The sequence below is a fragment of the Streptomyces sp. V4I2 genome, from assembly GCF_030817655.1.
GTDB lineage: Bacteria > Actinomycetota > Actinomycetes > Streptomycetales > Streptomycetaceae > Streptomyces > Streptomyces plumbiresistens.
In genome coordinates, this window is the sequence record NZ_JAUSZM010000003.1 from 315946 (window position 1) to 334981 (window position 19036).

At 68.6% G+C, this 19036-nt stretch carries 18 protein-coding genes; 8 read left to right on the plus strand and 10 right to left on the minus strand.

The window, feature by feature from the left end; all coding sequences use genetic code 11:
* Positions 1 to 23: 23 nt before the first annotated feature.
* The 5 genes from QFZ76_RS02130 to QFZ76_RS02150 all read left to right on the plus strand — a co-directional run bounded on the left by QFZ76_RS02130 (position 24) and on the right by QFZ76_RS02150 (position 4720).
* Positions 24 to 941: a dihydrodipicolinate synthase family protein gene (locus tag QFZ76_RS02130; protein ID WP_307672066.1), complete on the plus strand. Its 918-nt coding sequence runs from the start codon at positions 24 to 26 to the stop codon at positions 939 to 941.
* On the plus strand, positions 941 to 2014 hold the full coding sequence (locus QFZ76_RS02135) for a proline racemase family protein (protein WP_307679906.1): 1074 nt from the start codon (positions 941 to 943) through the stop codon (positions 2012 to 2014). The genes QFZ76_RS02130 and QFZ76_RS02135 overlap by 1 nt, the downstream gene beginning before the upstream one ends.
* Complete coding sequence (locus tag QFZ76_RS02140) at positions 2014 to 3504, plus strand: gamma-aminobutyraldehyde dehydrogenase (protein ID WP_307672067.1); 1491 nt, start codon at positions 2014 to 2016, stop codon at positions 3502 to 3504. The genes QFZ76_RS02135 and QFZ76_RS02140 overlap by 1 nt, the downstream gene beginning before the upstream one ends.
* Positions 3505 to 3566: 62 nt before the next feature.
* Positions 3567 to 4340, plus strand: a complete 774-nt coding sequence (locus tag QFZ76_RS02145) for an SDR family NAD(P)-dependent oxidoreductase (RefSeq protein WP_307672068.1) — start codon at positions 3567 to 3569, stop codon at positions 4338 to 4340.
* Positions 4337 to 4720 carry an SDR family NAD(P)-dependent oxidoreductase gene (locus QFZ76_RS02150; RefSeq protein WP_307672069.1) on the plus strand — a complete coding sequence of 128 codons (384 nt, stop codon included), beginning with the start codon at positions 4337 to 4339 and terminating at the stop codon, positions 4718 to 4720. Before QFZ76_RS02145 ends, QFZ76_RS02150 begins: the two co-directional genes overlap by 4 nt.
* A 65-nt stretch (positions 4721 to 4785) precedes the next feature.
* Here the strand turns inward: QFZ76_RS02150 and QFZ76_RS02155 are convergent, their stop codons facing one another.
* Positions 4786 to 5943: a transposase gene (locus tag QFZ76_RS02155; RefSeq protein ID WP_307672070.1), complete on the minus strand. Its 1158-nt coding sequence runs from the start codon at positions 5941 to 5943 to the stop codon at positions 4786 to 4788.
* Between the two features lie 23 nt (positions 5944 to 5966).
* Here QFZ76_RS02155 and tnpA point away from each other — a divergent pair, with 23 nt between their 5' ends.
* The gene (gene tnpA, locus QFZ76_RS02160) at positions 5967 to 6395 is read left to right on the plus strand and encodes an IS200/IS605 family transposase (RefSeq protein ID WP_307672071.1); all 429 of its coding nucleotides are present in this window, start codon (positions 5967 to 5969) and stop codon (positions 6393 to 6395) included.
* 302 nt (positions 6396 to 6697) lie between these two features.
* Here the strand turns inward: tnpA and QFZ76_RS02165 are convergent, their stop codons facing one another.
* The 9 genes from QFZ76_RS02165 to QFZ76_RS02205 all read right to left on the minus strand — a co-directional run bounded on the left by QFZ76_RS02165 (position 6698) and on the right by QFZ76_RS02205 (position 16146).
* Complete coding sequence (locus tag QFZ76_RS02165) at positions 6698 to 6877, minus strand: serine dehydratase beta chain (RefSeq protein WP_373464249.1); 180 nt, start codon at positions 6875 to 6877, stop codon at positions 6698 to 6700.
* 100 nt (positions 6878 to 6977) lie between these two features.
* Positions 6978 to 8951 carry an EamA family transporter gene (locus tag QFZ76_RS02170; RefSeq protein ID WP_307672072.1) on the minus strand — a complete coding sequence of 658 codons (1974 nt, stop codon included), beginning with the start codon at positions 8949 to 8951 and terminating at the stop codon, positions 6978 to 6980.
* A 128-nt stretch (positions 8952 to 9079) separates the two neighbouring features.
* Positions 9080 to 9823, minus strand: a complete 744-nt coding sequence (locus QFZ76_RS02175) for an ABC transporter ATP-binding protein (protein WP_307672073.1) — start codon at positions 9821 to 9823, stop codon at positions 9080 to 9082.
* On the minus strand, positions 9820 to 10638 hold the full coding sequence (locus QFZ76_RS02180) for an ABC transporter ATP-binding protein (RefSeq protein ID WP_307672074.1): 819 nt from the start codon (positions 10636 to 10638) through the stop codon (positions 9820 to 9822). The genes QFZ76_RS02175 and QFZ76_RS02180 overlap by 4 nt, the downstream gene beginning before the upstream one ends.
* On the minus strand, positions 10635 to 11861 hold the full coding sequence (locus tag QFZ76_RS02185; RefSeq protein WP_307672075.1) for a branched-chain amino acid ABC transporter permease: 1227 nt from the start codon (positions 11859 to 11861) through the stop codon (positions 10635 to 10637). The genes QFZ76_RS02180 and QFZ76_RS02185 overlap by 4 nt, the downstream gene beginning before the upstream one ends.
* 3 nt (positions 11862 to 11864) lie before the next feature.
* Positions 11865 to 12911: a branched-chain amino acid ABC transporter permease gene (locus QFZ76_RS02190; protein ID WP_307672076.1), complete on the minus strand. Its 1047-nt coding sequence runs from the start codon at positions 12909 to 12911 to the stop codon at positions 11865 to 11867.
* Positions 12912 to 13015: 104 nt separating this feature from the next.
* Positions 13016 to 14170, minus strand: coding sequence for a branched-chain amino acid ABC transporter substrate-binding protein (locus QFZ76_RS02195; RefSeq protein WP_307672077.1), 1155 nt, complete (start codon positions 14168 to 14170; stop codon positions 13016 to 13018).
* A 490-nt stretch (positions 14171 to 14660) separates the two neighbouring features.
* Complete coding sequence (locus QFZ76_RS02200) at positions 14661 to 15404, minus strand: SDR family NAD(P)-dependent oxidoreductase (RefSeq protein WP_307672078.1); 744 nt, start codon at positions 15402 to 15404, stop codon at positions 14661 to 14663.
* A complete protein-coding gene (locus QFZ76_RS02205) occupies positions 15382 to 16146 on the minus strand; it encodes an SDR family NAD(P)-dependent oxidoreductase (protein ID WP_307672079.1) in 765 nt (254 codons plus the stop codon). The genes QFZ76_RS02200 and QFZ76_RS02205 overlap by 23 nt, the downstream gene beginning before the upstream one ends.
* A 324-nt stretch (positions 16147 to 16470) precedes the next feature.
* Here QFZ76_RS02205 and QFZ76_RS02210 point away from each other — a divergent pair, with 324 nt between their 5' ends.
* Both QFZ76_RS02210 and QFZ76_RS02215 read left to right on the plus strand, forming a co-directional pair.
* On the plus strand, positions 16471 to 17427 hold the full coding sequence (locus tag QFZ76_RS02210) for a LysR family transcriptional regulator (protein ID WP_307672080.1): 957 nt from the start codon (positions 16471 to 16473) through the stop codon (positions 17425 to 17427).
* Between the two features lie 246 nt (positions 17428 to 17673).
* Positions 17674 to 18990: an NAD(P)/FAD-dependent oxidoreductase gene (locus QFZ76_RS02215; RefSeq protein ID WP_307672081.1), complete on the plus strand. Its 1317-nt coding sequence runs from the start codon at positions 17674 to 17676 to the stop codon at positions 18988 to 18990.
* The last annotated feature ends 46 nt before the right edge of the window (positions 18991 to 19036 follow it).

Below are 19036 nucleotides of genomic sequence, written 5' to 3' on the forward strand. Positions count from 1 at the left end.
ATGCTGATATCAGGAGTTCCTTCATGAGCGCCCCCCAGTTCACCGGCATCCTCGCTGCCGTCGTCACCCCGCTGACCACGGACGGCTCGGCCGTCGACGCCGATGGCATCCGGCGCCAGGCCGACCACATCATCGGCGGCGGCATCCACGGCCTCGTGCCCGGCGGCAGCACCGGCGAGTTCACCACGCTGAGCCTCGGCGAACGCAAGCAGGTCACCGAGTTGTACGTCGAGGCCGCCGGCGGACGCGTCCCGGTCGTCGCGGGGACAGGCGCGCTCAGCACGGCGGACACCGTGGAGCTGAGCGTGCACGCGGAGAAGGCGGGCGCTTCCGCCGTGATGATCGTGCCGCCGTTCTACGACGCCCCCACCTTCGACGAAATGCGGGGCTTCTTCGGCGCGGTGTCGGACGCCATCGACATCCCGATCATGTACTACAACATCCCCTCGGCCACGGGCGTCAGCCTCGCGCCCGAGGAGCTGGCGAAGCTGGCCCGGGAGACCGCGATCACCTCCTACAAGGACACCGGCGGCGACTTCGCGTGGTTCTCCGCGGTCCAGCAGCAGCACGCACAGGACATCACCGCCCTCAACGGCTGGGACACCCTCACCTTCGCCGCCCTCGCGAGCGGCGCGAAGGCCGGGGTGTGGGGCACCGCCAGCGTGATCCCCCAGCTGTGCGCCGACCTGTACGACGCCCTCGCGGTCCGCGGCGACCTGCACGCCGGACGCGAGCTGTGGGCCAGGATCTTTCCGATCTGCCAGTTCCTGGAGTCCCACAACTACGCCTGCGGCATCAAGACCGGCCTCGACCTCGTCGGCGTCAGCGCCGGCCCCACCCGCCGCCCCGTCCTGCCGCTCGCCCCGCAGTACGTCGCCGAGTTCCGCGACCGGCTCATCGCGGCCGGTGTCACGGTGACTGAGGAGAGCGTGGCCGCGTGATGGCCTCGTACCGCCGCGTCCACGCGATCGACGTACACGCCGAGGGCGAGCCGGGCCGCGTGCTCATCGGCAGCCATCTGCACGTCAAGGGCGCCACGATGGCCGAGCGACTGCAGTACTGCGAGAAGCACCTCGACGACCTGCGCCGGCTCCTGCTCCGGGAGCCGCGCGGCTACCCGGCCCTGTGCGGCGCCCTGGTGCTGCCGCCGGCCGACCCGGCCGCCGACTTCGGCCTGGTAATCCTCGAACAGGGCGGCTTCCGCCCCATGTCCGGCTCCAACCTCATCTGTACGGTCACCGCGCTGGTGGAAACGGGAGCGGTACCGGTGAGCGAACCGGTCGCGGAACTCACCGTCGACACCGCGGTCGGGCTGGTCAGGGTCCGGGTGGACGTGTCCGGGGGCAAGGCCACCCGGGTCACCTTCGCCAACGTACCCGCCTTCGCTGTCGCCCTGGACCACGTGCTGGACCTGCCCGAGTACGGGCGGGTGCCGGTCGACATCGTCTTCGGTGGACAGTTCTTCGTACAGGCCCGGGCCGCCGATCTGGGCATCACCCTGGAGCCGGGCGCCGCCAAGCAACTCGCCCGCGCCGGAGCGGTGTTGCGCACAGCGGCCCAGCAGCAGTTCCCGGTCAGCCACCCCCATAACCCGGGTATCGACCAGATCGCTCTGACGATGATCCACGGCCCCTCGCCCACGCCCGGCGTCTCCGGCCGCAACACCGTCGTCCTGCCCAACGGCGAGGTGGACCTGGCCGACCCGGCCACCTGGACCGGCTCGCTCGACCGCTCCCCGTGCGGCACCGGCACCAGCGGCCGCATGGCCGCCCTGCACGCACGGGGCGACCTCCCCCTGAACACACCGTTCGTCCACGAATCGATCATCGGAACGACCTTCACGGGCACGCTGCTCGACACCACCCAAGTCGGGCCGCACGAGGCGGTGCTGCCGACGATCAGCGGACGCGGCTGGATCACCGGATTCAACCAGTACGTCCTGGACGACACCGACCCCTTCCCGCACGGCTACACCCTCGGCGACCTGTGGGGCGCCGCCGAACAGGAGCGCTGATGGAGACCACCGGAACGCAGTTCATCGCGGGCAAGCGACGCCCCGGCACGTCCGGCGAGAAGTTCTCGGTGACCAATCCGGCCACCGGAGAGGTCCTGGCCACCGACACCCTGGCCGGCGCCGAGGACGTCGACGAGGCGGTCGCCGCCGCCCGGGATGCCTTCGCGGACTGGTCGCGCACCACTCCCGCCGAACGCTCCGAGGCACTGCTGCGCTGGGCGGACCGACTCCAGGAGCGTGCCGAGGAGTTCGCCGACACCGAAAGCCGGATCGGCGGCAAACCGATCAGGCTGACCCGTGGCTTCGACATCCCCGGCACCATCGACAACGTCCGGTTCTTCGCCGGTGCGGCCCGCAACCTGGAGGGCCGCGCCTCCGGCGAGTACTCCGGCGACCACACCTCCACGATCCGCCGCGAACCCGTCGGCGTCATCGGCTCCATCGCCCCCTGGAACTACCCGTTGCAGATGGCGGCGTGGAAGGTGCTGCCCGCCGTCGCCGCAGGCAACACCATCGTCCTCAAGCCGTCCGAACTGACCCCGCTGACCTCGGTGATGTTCGCGGAGGCGGCCCAGGAGGCGGGCATCCCGGACGGTGTCATCAGCATCGTCACCGGCACCGGGCCCGTCGCCGGCCAGGCGCTGGTCACGCACCCCGACGTCGCCATGGTCTCCTTCACCGGTTCCACGGCGGTGGGGCGCCAAGTCGCCGCGCAGGCAGCCGGGCTGGTCAAGCGCGTCCACCTCGAACTCGGCGGCAAGGCTCCCTTCGTCGTCTTCGACGACGCCGACCTGGAGGCCGCGGCCCGCGGTGCGGTGGCCGGGGCCCTCATCAATGCCGGCCAGGACTGCACGGCCGCCACCCGCGCCTACGTCCAGCGTCCGCTGTACGAGGCGTTCGTGGCCCGCGTCGCCGAGCTGATGGACGACGTACGCCTGGGCCCGATCGACGACCCGGCCACCGACATGGGCTCCCTGATCTCCCTCCGGCAGCGCGACAAGGTCGCCGCCATGGTCGAGGACGCTCGCCGGACCGGCGCCACCGTCGTACGCGGCGGAAAGATCCCCGACGGACCACTCGGCCGGGCCGCCTACTACGAGCCCACCCTCATCACCGACGCCGCACAGGACTTGCCCATCGTGCAGCAGGAGATCTTCGGCCCGGTTCTCGTCTGCCTGCCCTTCGACGGCGACGACGAGGCACTCAGCCTCGCCAACGACACCCCGTACGGGCTCGCCGCCTCCGCCTGGACCACCAACGTCTACCGCGCCGGGCGGGCCGGCCGCGAGATCCAGGCGGGCTGCGTCTGGATCAACGACCACATCCCGATCATCAGCGAGATGCCGCACGGCGGCTACAAGACCTCCGGCTTCGGCAAGGACATGTCCGCCTACTCCTTCGACGAATACACCAACATCAAGCACGTCATGTCGGACATCACCGGCGCCCCGCACAAGGGCTGGCACGACGTGATCTTCACCAGCCGCTGAACCGTCCGAGCTGAGTCGTCCGGAGCTGAGCCGTCCGAGCTGAGCCATCGAAGAGGAGTGTCATGGCCGTCTCGGCCACTGCTTCACGCTTCACGGAGAAGGTCTGTGTCGTCACCGGCGCGGGCGGCGGTATCGGATCCGCGATCGCGCGGCGTCTGGCACGCGAAGGGGCCACCGTCGTGGTCTGCGACGTCGACGGCGCCGCAGCAGGCAAAATCGCTTCGGAGATCACAGGAGAGGGCGGGACAGCCGAGGTCTCACAGTTCAACCTCGCCGTCGCGAGCGCGTGCGTCCAGGTCGTCGACGAGGTGGTCGCCCGCCACGGACACCTCGACGTGCTGGTGAACAACGCCGGCATCAACCGACGCGGCGACCTCCTCGCCCTCTCCGAAGAGGGCTGGGAGACCAGCTTCGCCATCAACGTGCACCCGCTGTTCCACCTGTGCCGGGCAGCACTGCCGCACATGGCGTCCCACAGCGGTGGAGCCATCGTGAACACCGCCTCGCAGTGGGGCCTGCAGCCGACGCCGGGACATATCGCGTACAACGTGACAAAAGCCGCAGTTGTCGCCTTCACCCACAGCCTCGCCCGGGACCACGCCAACCAGGGCGTCCGAGTCAACGCCGTGTGCCCGGGAGAGATCCGAACACCGATGGTGGAGGCGAATCTCGTCCGAACGGGACGCACCGTCGCCGACCTCGACGCTCTGGTCCCGTTCGGCCGCATCGGGACACCGGAGGAGGTCGCGGCGCTGGTCGCGTTCCTCGCCTCGGACGAGGCGCCGTACATGTGCGGCTCCATTGTCGAGATCACCGGAGCGCAGGCAGTCTCATGAGCATCGAGACAACTTCCCCCGGCAGCCTTCTCCTTGCCGGAAAGACGGTCCTCGTCACAGGTGCGTCGCGCGGCATCGGACGGGCGACCGCACTCGCCGCTCACCGCGAAGGCGCATACGTCGTCGCGCACTGGGCCAACAGCGAACAGGCCGCCCTCGACCTCCAGCGCCGCCTGGGAGACCGCGGATGCCTGGTCCGCGCCGACCTTCGTGACGAGACCGGGACGGAGACCATGTGGCAGGAGGCTCTGGCCTGGCACGGCCGTGTCGACGTCCTGGTCAACAACGCTGGAGCCTGGCTCGGGTCGCCGCTCGAAGACCCGGCACAGTGGCGCCAGGGGTGGGCCGACAACCTGGCCGTCAACTTGACCCGGCCCTGAAGGGCCGGGCTTGGAGGTAGTGCCCAGCTGGCTGCTGGGGTGGACTCCTCCGTCCAGACACCCCGTTATGGGGTGGCAGGGACGCGTGACTCACGCCCCGCATTCCACACGCTCTCGCCACGGGTGGCGATGTTGTGGGAAGCATTCCGGTCGGCGTGGGCAACGACCCCGCACCCCCGGCAGATGAAAAGCCCCTGGTCGACACGGTTGCGTTTGTCGACGTGGCCGCACTCGGCACACGTCTGCGACGTGTACGCGGGATCAACGAAGACCAGGGGTACACCGGCCCGCTTGGCCTTGTAGACGATGAAGTCTCCGAGCTGGGCGAACGCCCAGGAATGGAGTGCGACCCGTTGGGGCTTGCGGAGCCGTACCCGGTTGCGGATGCCCCCCAGTTCTTCGAGGGACAGGCCGCGCCCGGTGCGTTCAGCCTCGGTCACGATCGTCTTGGAGATGATGTGGTTGGTGTTCGCGGCGTGCCGCGCTTCCTTGCGGGCACGTGCCTTGAGCCGCCGCTTGGCGCTCTTGGTGCGCTTCTTCTGGAGCTTGGCACGCAGGGCAAGCTGTCGCTTGCGGTACCGGTTGAGCCCCCGCCCGGCGGCGAGGTAGCCGGTGGAGGCGGTGGCGATGTTCTCGATGCCGAGGTCCACGCCGATGAAGCCGTCCGGCTCGTACTGCTCGGCCTCGGGCACGTCACAGGTGGCGACGAGGTAGAACACGCCGTCGCGCTCGATCAGGTCGGATTCGCCCTGCCGGTGCGCCTGGAGCATCTTGAGCGCGTCGGCGGAGCACACGAACGGCACGTTCTTGACCCGGCCGTCCACGGTCCAGATGGACACGGTCCGCTGGTCGTACTGCCAGCTCAGGCACCGGTCGTCATACGGCTGGGCGGCCACGGGGCGAAAGGTGATCGGCTTGGACTCGGCCTTGCGGCGACGCTTAGAGCCTTCCGTGCCGAGGTTCCCGGCTCGGATGTTGGCCTTGAGCGTGGTGTACGAGTCGCGCACCTTCTTGATGACGTGTTGCGCGGCCTGCGCTCCCAGCCCCCGCGCTTTGAGTTCGGCGTAGGTGTGCTTGCGCAGCTCGTACTCACGCGGCACGCCGTGCTCGAACGTCACCTCCGATACCCAGTTCGCGGCGTCATTGACCGTGCGCAGGGTGCGCTCAAGCACGGATGCCTGCACGGCATCCGGTGTGAGTTTGACCTGCGTCACGATCTTCACGGGCGTGATCGTAGCATTGATCTATGTCACCACGCTGGGAGCCAAACCCCGATATCCGCAGGGGCCGTAGCGTCGTCTACACCCTCCACGCGCACTTGGTCTTCACCCCCAAATACCGGCGCGGACCATTCTCCGACGAGATCCTTCGGCGCTGCGAAGAGGTCATGCGCGACGTGTGCACCGACTTCGGCGCGGAGCTGCGGGAGTTCAACGGCGAACGCGATCACGTCCACCTCCTCGTGCACTACCCGCCCAAGGTCGCCATCTCCCGACTCGTAGGCTCCCTCAAGGGTGTCTCCGCCCGGCGCCTGAGGCAGGAGTTCCCCGGCCACATCCGCAAGTACCTGTGGGGTGAGCACTTCTGGTCGCCGTCCTACTTCGCCGCCTCGTGCGGGGGCGCCCCGCTCGCTGTCATCAAGGAGTACATCGAGAACCAGAAACGTCCCGGCTGAGGTCAACAGCGCAGCCAAGTACACCCGCGCGGGTCAGAGCAGCGTTAAGAAGCGCTTCCTCCCGGGCGTGAACGCCCGGGGTTCCGCGCTAGATCACGCTGAACATGGTCTATGGAAAATGTCGATCGCTTCCAGGGGATAGCGTTCACACTGTCCGGCTCCCTGATGCCAAGGCGTCTGGGATCAAGACGCCGTTCGGTGACGGCACCCATTGGGCGGCGGCTGCATGGCCCCGAGACCGGGACCAGGGCGGAGCGCGTGCATCGCAGTGCACATCGAGTGCACTCGGGTGATCGACGGCTTCAAGTGCCCCAGGCGGACCTGAAGCGAGTCCCGGAGACTGTGAAGCGCGGGGCCGCCCGCATCGGCCCCACCGTGTAAGAGAAGGAAGGGCCGATGCCGGCTGCCTGAAGATCGAACGCGCTCAGCGCGATCAGGGCACCTCCGGGCCGCGGTACTCCCGTCGTGGCCGAGATGGGCACCGGTCCGGTCCAGGAGCTCTACGACGAGCTGCTTGATGTCGCGATGCTGGATACGCCCCGCCTCTGCCGGACGATCTGAAACCCGTCGGCGGGCGACGGGTCAGAGCACGAGACACTCGCTCCCGGCCGCGTCCTGGCCCCCGTGGCGCGCCCGCTGGATCACCGCCCAGGCGGCTGCGGCATCCTGTACGCCGATGCCGACGCTGCCGTAGAACACGATGTCGTCGGGTTGCTTCCGGGCGGTCGCACGGCCCACGACGACGTCCCCGAGGCCGACGAGGTCCTCCCGTAGGAGGTCTCCCGACCGCAGTGCCGCCACGACCGGCCCGCAGTGCCCTGCGGCGGTGGCGGGGTCGTCGACGACGACGGCTCCCGCCCGGCGCAGCACCTCGGGGTCGGCTTCGCAGCGCGTCGGCTCGACTGATCCGACGCTCACCACGGTGCAGCCCTTCGCCAGCCAGGCACCGAGGACGACGGGCGTCTCGCTCAGCGTGCATGCGGCGACGATATGGGCTTCCGCCACCGCCTCCTCGGCAGTCCTGGCGGCTGCCACCTCGATGCCGAGTTCGGCGGCGAGTTCGGCCGCTGCGGCCAGGCTGTTGCCCGGTGTGGGGCTCCAGATGCGCACCGTCCGCAGGGGGCGTACCCGGGCGATGGCACGTACGTGGGCCCGGGCCTGCACGCCGGAGCCGATGACCGCGAGCCGGGTGGCGTCAGGACGCGCGAGGACGGAGACGGCGAGGGCGCTCGCGGCGGCTGTGCGCAGGGTCGTCACCGTCGTCCCGTCCATCACGGCCACGGGGCGGCCGGTTTCCGGATCGAGCGCGGTGATCAGGGCGCTGACGTTGGGCAGTCCGCGCCCGCTGTTGCCCTGGTTGAGGCTGCCGAACTTGCAGACCGCGCCGGTGTCCTCCGACAGGCGGGAGGCGTAGCAGAAGACGATCGAGCCGTCGAAGCGGCTGGGATAGAGGATCTTTTCCGGCAGTTCGGCGGTCCGGTCGCCCAGGGCGGTGAACGCCACCCGCTGGGACTCGATGGCGGTGTCGGGATCGAAGAGCGCCGCCACCTGACGCTCGGACAGGAAGAGAATCTCCTGCGGTGCTTCCGGCATGCGCTCCTGCCTCTTCGTCACGGGGCTCGTTACGGTAGCCTGCCGCGGCGTTGGGCGGCGTGCCGGCGCTGCGGCGGCGACCGGGCCCGCGTCGGCCGCCGCGGAGGACGCGCCGAGCGACACACCGGCGGCGACGAGCAGGCTGCCCAGCAACTGCCCGGCGCCGAAGCTTCCCGTGCCCACGATGGGCGCCGTCAGTGCGGCCGAGACCGGGATCAGGCCGGACAGCAGTGCCATGCCCACCGCGCCGATCCGGTGGATGGCCCCGAACCACAGCACGATGCCCAGCACCGTCACGGCCAGGATCTGCCACGCCAGCGCAGCCGACTCCGCACCGTCGGGCATCCGCACCCACGCCGAACCGTCGAGGGCCAGGCCCAGTGCCGCAGCCTCCACCGAGGCGATCGCGCACGCGCAGGTGGTCAGCAGCAGTGGCCCCAGCACTCTCAGCACCGGCACGACGAACAGGGCCATGACCACCTCCCCGCCCATCGCCGCCAGCGACCAGAGCAGGCCGGCCGCGTTCGTCCGCCCGAAGCCCTGGACCACCGCGGCCCCCGCCGCCACGACCAGCGCCCCGCAGGCCACCCGGCCCGAGGGGCGTCTCGACTCCATCAACGGCGCCAGGATCGCCACCACCACCGGTGTGCACCCCACCACGACGCCCGGTACGGCGGGCTCGGCGGTGCGCTCGGCGCAGAGCACCGCCACGTTGAACCCGACCAGGCCCGCCGCCGACACCAGGGTGAGCCGCACCCACAGCCGTGGGGTGAGCCGGCGGACCGGGGCCCATCCACGCCGGGTGCACAGGACGGCCAGCAGCAGGAACCCGAGGGCGTAGCGCACCGACTGCCCACCCAGGAACGGGTAGTGCGCCATCACGCTGCTCGCCACGAAGGACACGCCCACCAGGACGGCGGAGACGGCGCCCATCAGCAAACCGAGCCGGTGCGACGGGGTCATCCGCGGCACGGCAACCACCGCACTCGTCACCACCGCGCCACTTCCCCCTGTTCATCCTCGTCGAAAACCGACACCCCGGGTGCGCGGGTGGCCGCGCCAGGTGGGCGCACCCGCGCGCCCGGGGTGTGTCAGCCGCCGAGATAGGCGCTGACGATCTCCTGGTCCTCGGCCAGCTCGTCCGCGGGACCATGGAGTTTCAGGGAGCCGGATTCCAGGACGTAGGCGCGGTCCGCGACCTCGAGCGCGGCCAGCGCGTTCTGTTCGACGAGCAGCACCGTGGTGCCCTGCTCACGGATCCGGACGATGGTTTCGAAGATGACGTCGACGAGCACCGGGGCCAGACCCATGGAGGGTTCGTCGAGCAGCAGCAGCTGCGGCCTCGCCATCATCGCCCGCCCGACGGCCAGCATCTGCTGCTCGCCACCGGACATGGTGCCCGCCTTCTGGCTGATGCGTTCCCGGAGCCGGGGGAAGAGCTCCAGGATCATCTCCCGGTCCTCGGCTATCCCCTCCTTGTCCTTGCGCAGGAACGCGCCCATGTCGAGGTTCTCGTCCACGGTCATCTTGGGGAAGATCCGCCGCCCCTCCGGAGAATGGGCGATGCCGCGCCTGACGACCTCGTGATCGGCCACGCCGTTGAGCTTGCGGCCCTGGAAGGTCACGGTGCCGCGCCGCACCGGCAGCAGGCCGGAGATCGCCCGCAGTGTGGTGGACTTGCCCGCGCCGTTGGAGCCGATGAGGGTGACGATCTCGCCCGGGTAGACGGTGAGCGACAGGCCCTTCACCGCAGCGATGTTGCCGTAGTAGACGTGGATCTCGTCGAGTTCGAGCATCGGCTCGCGCGTCTCGGTCACGCCGTTGGCGCCGCTCATATCTTCTTGTCCCTTCCGGACTTCCCGAGATACGCCTCGATCACCCGCTGGTCGTTCCTGATGTCGTCGGGGCCGCCTTCGGCGATCTTCTCTCCTCTGTCGAGGACCGTGATCCGGTCGGAGACCTGCATGACGACGCTCATGTCGTGCTCGATGAGCAGGACCGAGAGGTCCTTCTCGTCACGCAGCCTGTGCACGAACGAGGTGAACGTCGCCGACTCCTGCGGGTTCATACCGGCGGTCGGCTCGTCCAGCAGCAGGACGCTCGGGTCGAGCGCGAGCGCGCGGGCGATCTCCAGCCGACGCTGGTCGCCGTAGGAGATATTGCGTGCGTACTCGCCCGCGAACTTGCCGATGCCGACGAATTCCAGCAGCTCCCGGGCGGTCTCATGGGCCTCCCGCTCCTCGCGGCGCTGCCGGGGGGTCCGCACAATGGTGTGGAACGGCCCCGCCCGCAGCTTGGAGTGCATGGCGACCTTCACGTTCTCCTCGGCCGTCATCAGGCCGAAGAGCCGGATGTTCTGGAACGTACGGGCCATGCCGAGGGCGGCGATCTTGTGCGGGACCAGAGTGGTGATGTCCCGGTCGCCGAGGACCACCCGGCCGCTGGTCGCCCGGTACAGGCCGGTGAGCACGTTGAAGAACGTCGTCTTGCCCGCGCCGTTGGGCCCGATCAGGCTGACCACGGACTGCTCGGGGATGGTGAAACTGACGTCGTTGACGGCCACCAGGCCGCCGAACTGCACCGTGATGTGGTCGGCGCGCAGCTTCAGCCCGGTCTCGGTGTTCTGGGGTGCTGTCTGCGGAGTCGTCATGCCTTCTCCCCTGTTCCGTCGGCGGCGATGACGGGTTCCAGGTCCTCGTCCAGTTCGGGTGCCGCTTCCTCCATGTCGGCGTGCAGCGACTCCATGTCGGTCCGGCTGGGTTCCTTCAGGATCAGCCGGGTGCGGGATTCGGGCAGGATGCCCTCGCGCCGGAACAGCATCATCAGGACGAGGATGCCGCCGAACAGCAGGAAGTTGTACGAGGGGAAGTTGACGTTCGTCCCGAACTGGTCGTTGAAGGACGTGCCGAACTGCGGCAGCCCGGTGGAGTTGATCCAGGCGAGCACGAGCGCACCGAGGATGACGCCCCAGACGTTGCCCATGCCGCCCAGCACGACCATGGCCAGCAGGGTGATGGAGATCGAGAAGTTGAACCGGTCGGGCAGCACACCGTTGACGTGCGTGGCGAAGGCGACTCCGCCGAGGCCTCCCGCCACCGCGCCGACCGCGTAGGCCGCGAGCTTGGTGCGCATCAGCGGTACGCCCATCATGCTCGCAGCGAGCTCGTCCTCGCGGATGGCCAGCCAGGCGCGGCCCAGCCGGCCCTCGCGCAGCCGCAGCGTGATGAAGACGACGAGCGCGGCGATCCCTACGAAGATCAGGTACTTCCACACCAGGTCGAACGGTCCGAGCTTGGTGGAGCCGATGGCGATCGGGTCGACCGGGGTGATGCCCTGGGCGCCGTTGGTCAGGTTGAAGCCGCCGATGTTGTCACCGTTGAGGAAGACCTGCGGGATGATCTCGCCGAAGCCGAGCGTCACGAGCGCGAGGTAGTCGCTCTTCAGGCGCAGGGTGGGCGCGCCGATGATCACGCCCCACAGTGCGCAGAACGCTCCTCCGACGATCAGCACCAGCCAGAAGCTGATGTGGATGCCCGGCCCGGACGCGCCGCCGAGGAAGTTGAAGTTGACATCGTAGAACTTGCCGGACATCAGCCAGCCCGCGACGTAGCCGCCGATGGCCCAGAAGGCGACGAAGCCCAGGTCCAGCAGGCCGGCGTAGCCGACCACGATGTTCAGGCCGAGTGCGCAGATCACCCAGACGAGCGCCTCGTTGACCGAGGTGAGCGGAAGCCAGTTGCGGAAGAACGTCTGGGCGTCGGGTCCGAGGTTGGGGATCACGTAGTAGTAGGCAAGGAACACCAGGACCGCCACGGCGGTGTATCCCAGCGGCCACCGCAGCCGGTGCGGTACGGATACGGATTTGGAAGCCATGGGCTACACCTTCTCCGTGGTCGGTCGGCCCAGCAGGCCTTCGGGCTTGAAGACCATGAGCAGGATGAGGATGGTGAAGACCACTGTCTGGGACCACTTCTGGTGGAACCCGTAGGGCAGGCCGTCGTTGAAGCCCTGGATGACGCCGATCAGCAGGCCGCCCAGCACCGCGCCGGAGATGTTGCCGATGCCGCCGAGGACCGCGGAGGTGAAGGCGATGAGCCCCATCTGGTAGCCCAGGTTGTACGCCGTGGTGCCCACGACCTGCTGGTACATCACGCCCGCGGTGCCGGCCAGCGCCCCGCCGATCAGGAAGGTGAAGGAGATGGTCCGGTTCACGTTGACGCCCATGAGCCGGGCGGCGTCCTGGTCCTGGGCGACGGCCCGCATCGCCTTGCCCTGCCTGGTGCTGGTGACGACCCACTTCAGCAGCAGCAGGACGGGCACGGTCACCGCGACGACGGCCAGCAGGCTGTAGTCGACCTCGAAGCCGCCGAACCCGAAGGACCCCTCGGGAAGAATGGTCGGCCACTGCTGGGGCGTCGAGCCGTTCCACTTCAGGCCGATGAACTGAAGGATGAAGCTCATGCCGACCGCGGTGATCAGCGGGGCGAGTTTGGGAGCCCGCCGCAGGCGCCGGTAGGCCACGAACTCCAGGGTCACGTTGACGCCGCCGCAGAAGGCCATGGTGGCGACCAGCGTGACGAGCAGGAGCACCCAGCCGAGGAGAGTGGAGGTGGTCTGCCCCATGACGGTGGTCAGCAGGAATCCGCTGAACAGGGCTCCGAGCATGAACAGGTCGCCGTGGGCGAAGTTGATCAGCTCGATGATGCCGTAGACCAGGGTGTACCCGAGCGCGATGAGCGCGTAGAGCATCCCGTTGTTGAGTCCCTCAGCGCCCGCCGAGAAGAACTGTGCGGGTGCGTGGATCAGGTTGACGCCGAGCCAGACGACGACGCCGAAGAGGATGGCGTACGTGGCATAGCGTTGGAAAACCGCTTTGCGGTCGATCGTGGCTGGCACCACGACGCTGGTAGCAGTTGCTGCCATGAAGGGTCCTCGGGGAGGTGAGATCACGTGCAGGGGAGCCGGCCGGAAGGCGGTCCGGGGCGGGCGACACCTGGTCGGATGCCGCCCGCCCCGTAGGCCTCAGCTCAGCTGACGGGCCACGGCTTGAGGAACTTCTCCTCGTTGTCCTTGACGTTGATCACCGAGATGTCGAGGACATCGACATCACCCGTCTTGGGGGAGATGGTGAGCTTCTTGCCCACTGCCGACACGTCGGCCGGGATGCTGATCCCGCTGCCCGAGAACACCTGGTCCCGGATGCTCGCCCGGGTCCCGTCGGACCCCTCGATCGCCTTCATGATCACCTGCAGCGCCTCTACCGCGTACAGCGCGTAGTTGGTCGCCGGGTCGGCGCCGTACTTCTTCTTGTAGGCGTCGAGGAGCTTCGCGCCGACGCCGCCCTGCTCGCGCAGGCTGGTGGTGGTCAGGCCCGCGAAGGTGAGGTACGAGCCCTGGGCCTGAGCCAGCTTGTCGAAGTCCGGGTAACCGCTGAAGCCGTCAGGTGCTATCAGCTTCACCTTGGAGTTGTCGCCAAGGACCTTGACCTTGTCCTTGACCAGCTGACCGCCGTTGTTGTCGAAGATGCCGCCGAGGTAGACGCAGTCCGGGTTGGTCGCCTTGATGTTGGTGAAGAGCGCGGTGTAGTTCGGCTGCTTGAGGTCCCAGGCCTGGTTGCCGAGCACCTTGATGCCCTGCTTCTTCGCCTCGTCCACGAACGCCTTGGCGACACCGATACCGTAGGTCTGGTTGTCGTTGAGGACGTAGCAGCTCTTGACGCCGAGATCCTTGGCGGCGAACTGGGCTCCCGCCGCACCCTGGTAATCGTCGGTGGCGATGACACGGGCGTAGTTGCGCTTACCGGACGGGAAATACTTCTCGGGCTCTCCCGGGTCCCAGGACTTCGTGAGACCGGGATTGGTGTTCGCGTGCGACACCATCAGCATGGGGCCCTTCGGGTCCTGGTTCAGGACCGGGACCTCGATCTTCGCACAGCCGGAGTTGTACGTGCCCATGACCGCGACCTCTTCGGTGTTGGCCACGTGGTCCTGCGCGTTCTTGGCACAGGTCGCGTCGTCCCAGGCTCCCTTGGCGGCAGTCGAGTCGTCGTAAACCTTGAGCTTCACCTTGTACTTGCCGGCCTTGCCGCCCACCTGGTCCAGGTAGAGCTTCATCGCGTTGACCGTCGACTCGGACGCGTCCTTGGACGCGCCCTGGAGCGGCAGGTCAATACCGATGACCATCGTGCCGCTGCTCGAGCCACCGTCCGAGCCGCCCGAAGCGCTGCCCCCGCAGGCACTTGCAGCGAGCCCGGCCACCGCGACCGTTGCGAAAATCTTGGCTGCTCTGAACATTCCACTCCTCAACTCCGAAGGTAATGGGAAATCTGGGGCTTCCACGTCACTTACAGGTCACGGCAAAGTTTTCATCAGGTTTCGGCGTTGAATTGTTATTCATGCCGGGATGCGCCAAGAGGGCATGCGAAAACAGGGCGGACCACGTGGGCCACCATCTCGCGAGGAATTAACTCGCCGGAAACGAATCTCCTGTATTCAGTCGCCGAGACCGAAGAGTAACTTTCGGCGCCTTGGGTAACCTGCCGTTCCCGGCCGTGAGCCGATGCAGTCGGCCGTCACGCATTGCGCGGCGAACGCGCGTACTCCTATGTCCGTCGGCCCGTGCTGGACGGTCATGGGCATGTCTCCGTTGCGTGGCGGGACCTTTCAAAAGGGGTCAGCGGACGGCGATGCCGCCGCTGACGACAAGTGTTTCGCCGGTCATGTACGTGCCGTGGCACAGCTTCCAGACCCAGTCGGCGATCTCCTCTGGCTGGGCGGCCCGGCCCAACGGGATGGTGGAGACGGCCTGTTCCATGCGGCCGCCGGCGCGGGTGCCCGGGGTGTCGACCCAGCCGGGGGCGATCGCGTTGACGGTGATGCCGTCGGCGGCCAGCTCCTGGGCGAGGGAGCGGGTCAGACAGACCACGGCCGCCTTTGAGGCGCTGTAGATCAACTGGCCGGGCGAGACGGCGAAGGCGTCGATGGAGGCGAAGTTGACGACCGATCCGCCGCCCGCGCCGCGCAATGCGGGGACGGCTTCGGCGGTGACGTTGAGGGTGCCGAGGACGTTCACGTCGAAGATGCGCCGGTAGGTCGGCTCGTCGAAGTCGGCGAGAAGGGTGGGGGGATAGATGCCGGCGGCGTTGACGACGGCGCGCAGCCCCTCCGGGGAGCCGAGGGCCGTGGCAACGGCGGCACGGTCGGTGATGTCCACCGCCACAGGCCGAAAGGCGGCCCCGAGCTCGTCGGCCACCTTGTCGAGGGCCGTGGTGTCGCGGTCCACGCCGAGGACGGACCAGCCCTCGGCGAGGAACCGCTCCGCGACGGCCCGGCCCATGCCGCTGGCCGCGCCGGTCACCAGGGCCGTGGAGCGCGGGGGCCCCGAGTGCGGGGGCTCAGTGGGCGAGGAAGCCGCCATCGATGATCATCTCCGTTCCGGTGGTGAAGCTGGAGTCGTCGGACGCGAGAAAGGCGACGGCTCCGGAGATCTCCCGTACGTGGGCGCGGCGGCCCATCGGGGTCTGCGGGATCACGCCGCCTTCCTTCTCGTGTTCGTTCATGGGGGTGCTGACTCCGCCGGGGCAGAGGGCGTTGACGCGGATGCCGTCGGCGGCCAGTTCCAGGGCGGCGGTCTTGGTGAGCGCGATCAGGGCGCCCTTGCTGGCGCAGTAGGCGACGTAGCCGGCGGCACCGACCACTCCGAAGATCGAGGCGACGTTGATGACCGAGCCGCCGCCGTTCTCACGCATCAGGGGTGCGGCTGCCTGGATGCCCAGCAGCGGGCCGGTGACGTTGACGGAGAGGGTGGCGTTCCAGTCCTCGGCGCGTTCCTCGAGGAGCGGGTTGACGTGGATGATCCCGGCGTTGTTGACGAGTACGTCCAGGCGTCCGGTGGCCGTCCGGGCATGCTGGACGGCCCGGGCCCAGTCGTCGGGTGATGTGACGTCGAGGTGCATGTACTCCACGTCGAGCCCTGCCTCCTGGAGGCGGGTGGCAGTGGCCTTGCCCGCGTCGTCGAGGACGTCGCAGGCCAGGACCCGCGCCCCTTCGGAGGCGAGCCGTTCGGCGTGCGAGGCTCCCTGACCGCGGGCACCGCCGGTGATCAGGACGGTCCTGCCGGACAGCCGTGCGCCGGCCGGCGTGCTGGGATGCGTACTCAATGCCGTCTCCTGGGTGGGATGTACTGATCGGTGCGGCGGGCCCGGGCATCGCGGCTGGGTTCCAGGACCGATTCGCGGACTTGCTCAGGGGAGTTCCGCACGGGGAGACCTCCTTCTCCAGCCGTGAGCGGGCTGGAGGGGGACGAGAAGGCTGGGGACCTGTGAACTGGCTCAGTGAACGGGCCGGAGGGTGCGGGCTGGTCACGGTCCGGCGACGGTGATGTGCGTCCGGCCGTTGACCACCCCAGCGCTTGCGGAGAGTATGGAGATCTCCACGGCAATTGGTAAACCCTCGAAATTCCGAGGCTCCTCAAGGATCAGCCTTTGGCAAACACGATGACGCTGCAGCAGTTGACCTACTTCCTCGCCGCCGTCGAGCACGGCTCCTTCTCCGCGGCGGCGGAAGCGCTGTACATCGCGCAGCCGAGCCTGTCCGAGCAGATCCGGCGCCTGGAGCACTCGCTCGGCGTCCCGCTCTTCGTCCGCACCAATCGGAAGCTGGTGCGGACCGAAGCCGGACATCTGCTGCTGCCGCGCGCCCAGCACGTCCGCATCGCCACGAATGAGGCAGAGGAGTCGGTGCGCGGAGTGCGTACGCTCACCGGCGGCACCGTGGCCTTCGGCACCTTCAGCAGCGCGCAGCACCTGCTGCTGAGCGACCTGATCACCGATTTCCGCGCCCAGCACCCGAGGGTGAGAATCCGTGTCGTGGGGCTGAACTCCAGCGAGGTCGCCGACGCCGTCCGCGACGGCGCACTGGAGGCGGGGCTTGTCGCCCTGCCGGTGGACGACCGCGGCCTGGACGTGAGCGGCGTCGTATGGACGTGCGAGGTCGTCTACGTCAGCGCCTATCCGTCGCGCGTCACCGAGCCGCCCACGGCGCAGCGGCTGGCCGAAGCACCGCTCATCCTCCCCGAGGCGCGCTGGGGCAATATCGACCCCACCCGTCGCCAGCTGCTGGGGCGTGTCCAGAGGGCGGGCGTCTCCCTCAACCCCGTGGCCGAGGTCGAGTCCCCCGCCCTGGCCCTCACCCTCGCTGCCCGTGGCGTCGGCGACACCGTCATCTCCCTGCCCCTCGCCCGCTCGCTGGGGTATCTGGAGCGCCTGCACTCCGTCTCGCTGGACCCGCCCCTGCACGAGACGTTCGCGTTCATCACCCGGCGCGACGCCCACCTCTCCCCCGCCACGCGCGTGCTGATGGAACTGGTCACGAAGCACCTGGCGGCGCTGGAGACCTGTGACCCGGTGATCAGCCACACCGAGGGAGCCGGCGGCGAGTGAGACCCGGCCGCCCCTGAGGAGAGCGGGCCGACCATAGGAAAACCCTATGGGCATGGCGTAAATCACGCATTCACCTAGAGCAGTTGTCCCGTCAATACTTTGGTCATCCTGACGGGCGGACCCACTCACCCCTGACCGCGTCTGGATGCAACGAAGCCCTCGCTCCGCACGCCAACCCCGCCCCGGTCCAAGGCCGCCGGGTGACGGCTTCGGAAGCCACCGTCCCGGACCACGAAGGGAACCCCCATGTCCCGCTACTGCATCATCGGCGCCGGAGCCGCAGGCGTCTCCGCCCTCCAGCAACTGCGCCGGCGCGGCCACAGCGTCGACTGCTTCGAGAAGACGGACCGGGTCGGCGGCCACTGGCACACCGACTACGACGCCCTTCACCTCATCACCTCGCGCGACATGACGGCGTTCGAGGACTTTCCGATGCCCGCCGAGTACCCGCACTTCCCGCGCCGCGACCAGGTGCGCGCCTATATCGAGTCGTACGCACGCGAGCACGGCCTCTACGAGATCATCCGGTTCGGCACGGCCGTGACGAGCGTCGAGCCGGTCCCGGCCCCCGAAGGTGTCACGGACGCGCGGACGGGGTCGTACGGCTGGCGGGTGACCACCTCCGCCGGGGACGACGAGGTCTACGACGGCGTGCTCGTGGCCAACGGCCACCTGTGGGACCCCAGGATCCCGGACATCCCCGGCGAGTTCACCGGAAAGACGATCCACTCCGGCGTCTACAAGAACGTCTCGGAACTGGAGGGCGACCGCATCCTCGTCGTCGGCGCCGGAAACTCCGGCTGCGACCTCGCCGTCGACGTCGCCCAGCACCGCCTGGACGCCGACATCGTCATCCGGCACGGCTCGTGGTTCCAGCCCAAGACCTACTTCGGCGTGCCACGCCAGGAAGTCCCGTTTCTGGCCGACTTCTCGCCGCCGGAGCAGGACCTGATCAGCCGGCTCATGGCCCGCCTGTCGATCGGGGAGTGGAACGCCTACCCCGGCCTGCCCGAGCCCGAGGGAGCCACCCTCGCCGAGGGCCGCGCGGTCGTCAACGACCTCCTCCTGTACTGGATCCACCACGGCCGCATCACCGTCCGTCCGGGCATCGAGCGGTTCGATGGCAACACCGTCCACTTCGGCGACGGCACCTCCCGCGACTACGACACCATCCTGTGGGCCACCGGCTTCAACGTCCGGCTCCCGTTCCTCGATGACTCCCTCTTCCCCTCCGCCGCCGGGGCTCCGGTGCGCTACGCGGGCGGCATCGTGACGGAAACCGCCGAGAAGCTGTACTTCATCGGCCTCATCGCACCGCGCGGCCCGCAGATCCCGATCTACGGCGTGCAGACCAAGCTCGTGGCCAAAATGATCGAACTGCACGAGCAGGCGGGCCCGGGGGGCGCCCCGCTCGCCGGGTACCTGGCTTCCCTGCAGGACCCCGAGACGGGCATCGACGTCGTCCGCGACGGCTGGCTCCGGCAGATGGCCGACACCGAGCGCCTGCTCGCCGCCTACGAGAAGTCCTCGAGTAACGGGGCACCCTCGCTCCAGCCGATGTAGCCGCAGTCCCGGACGAGCGTCCGTCAGGCCCGCCCCCGGCACAGGT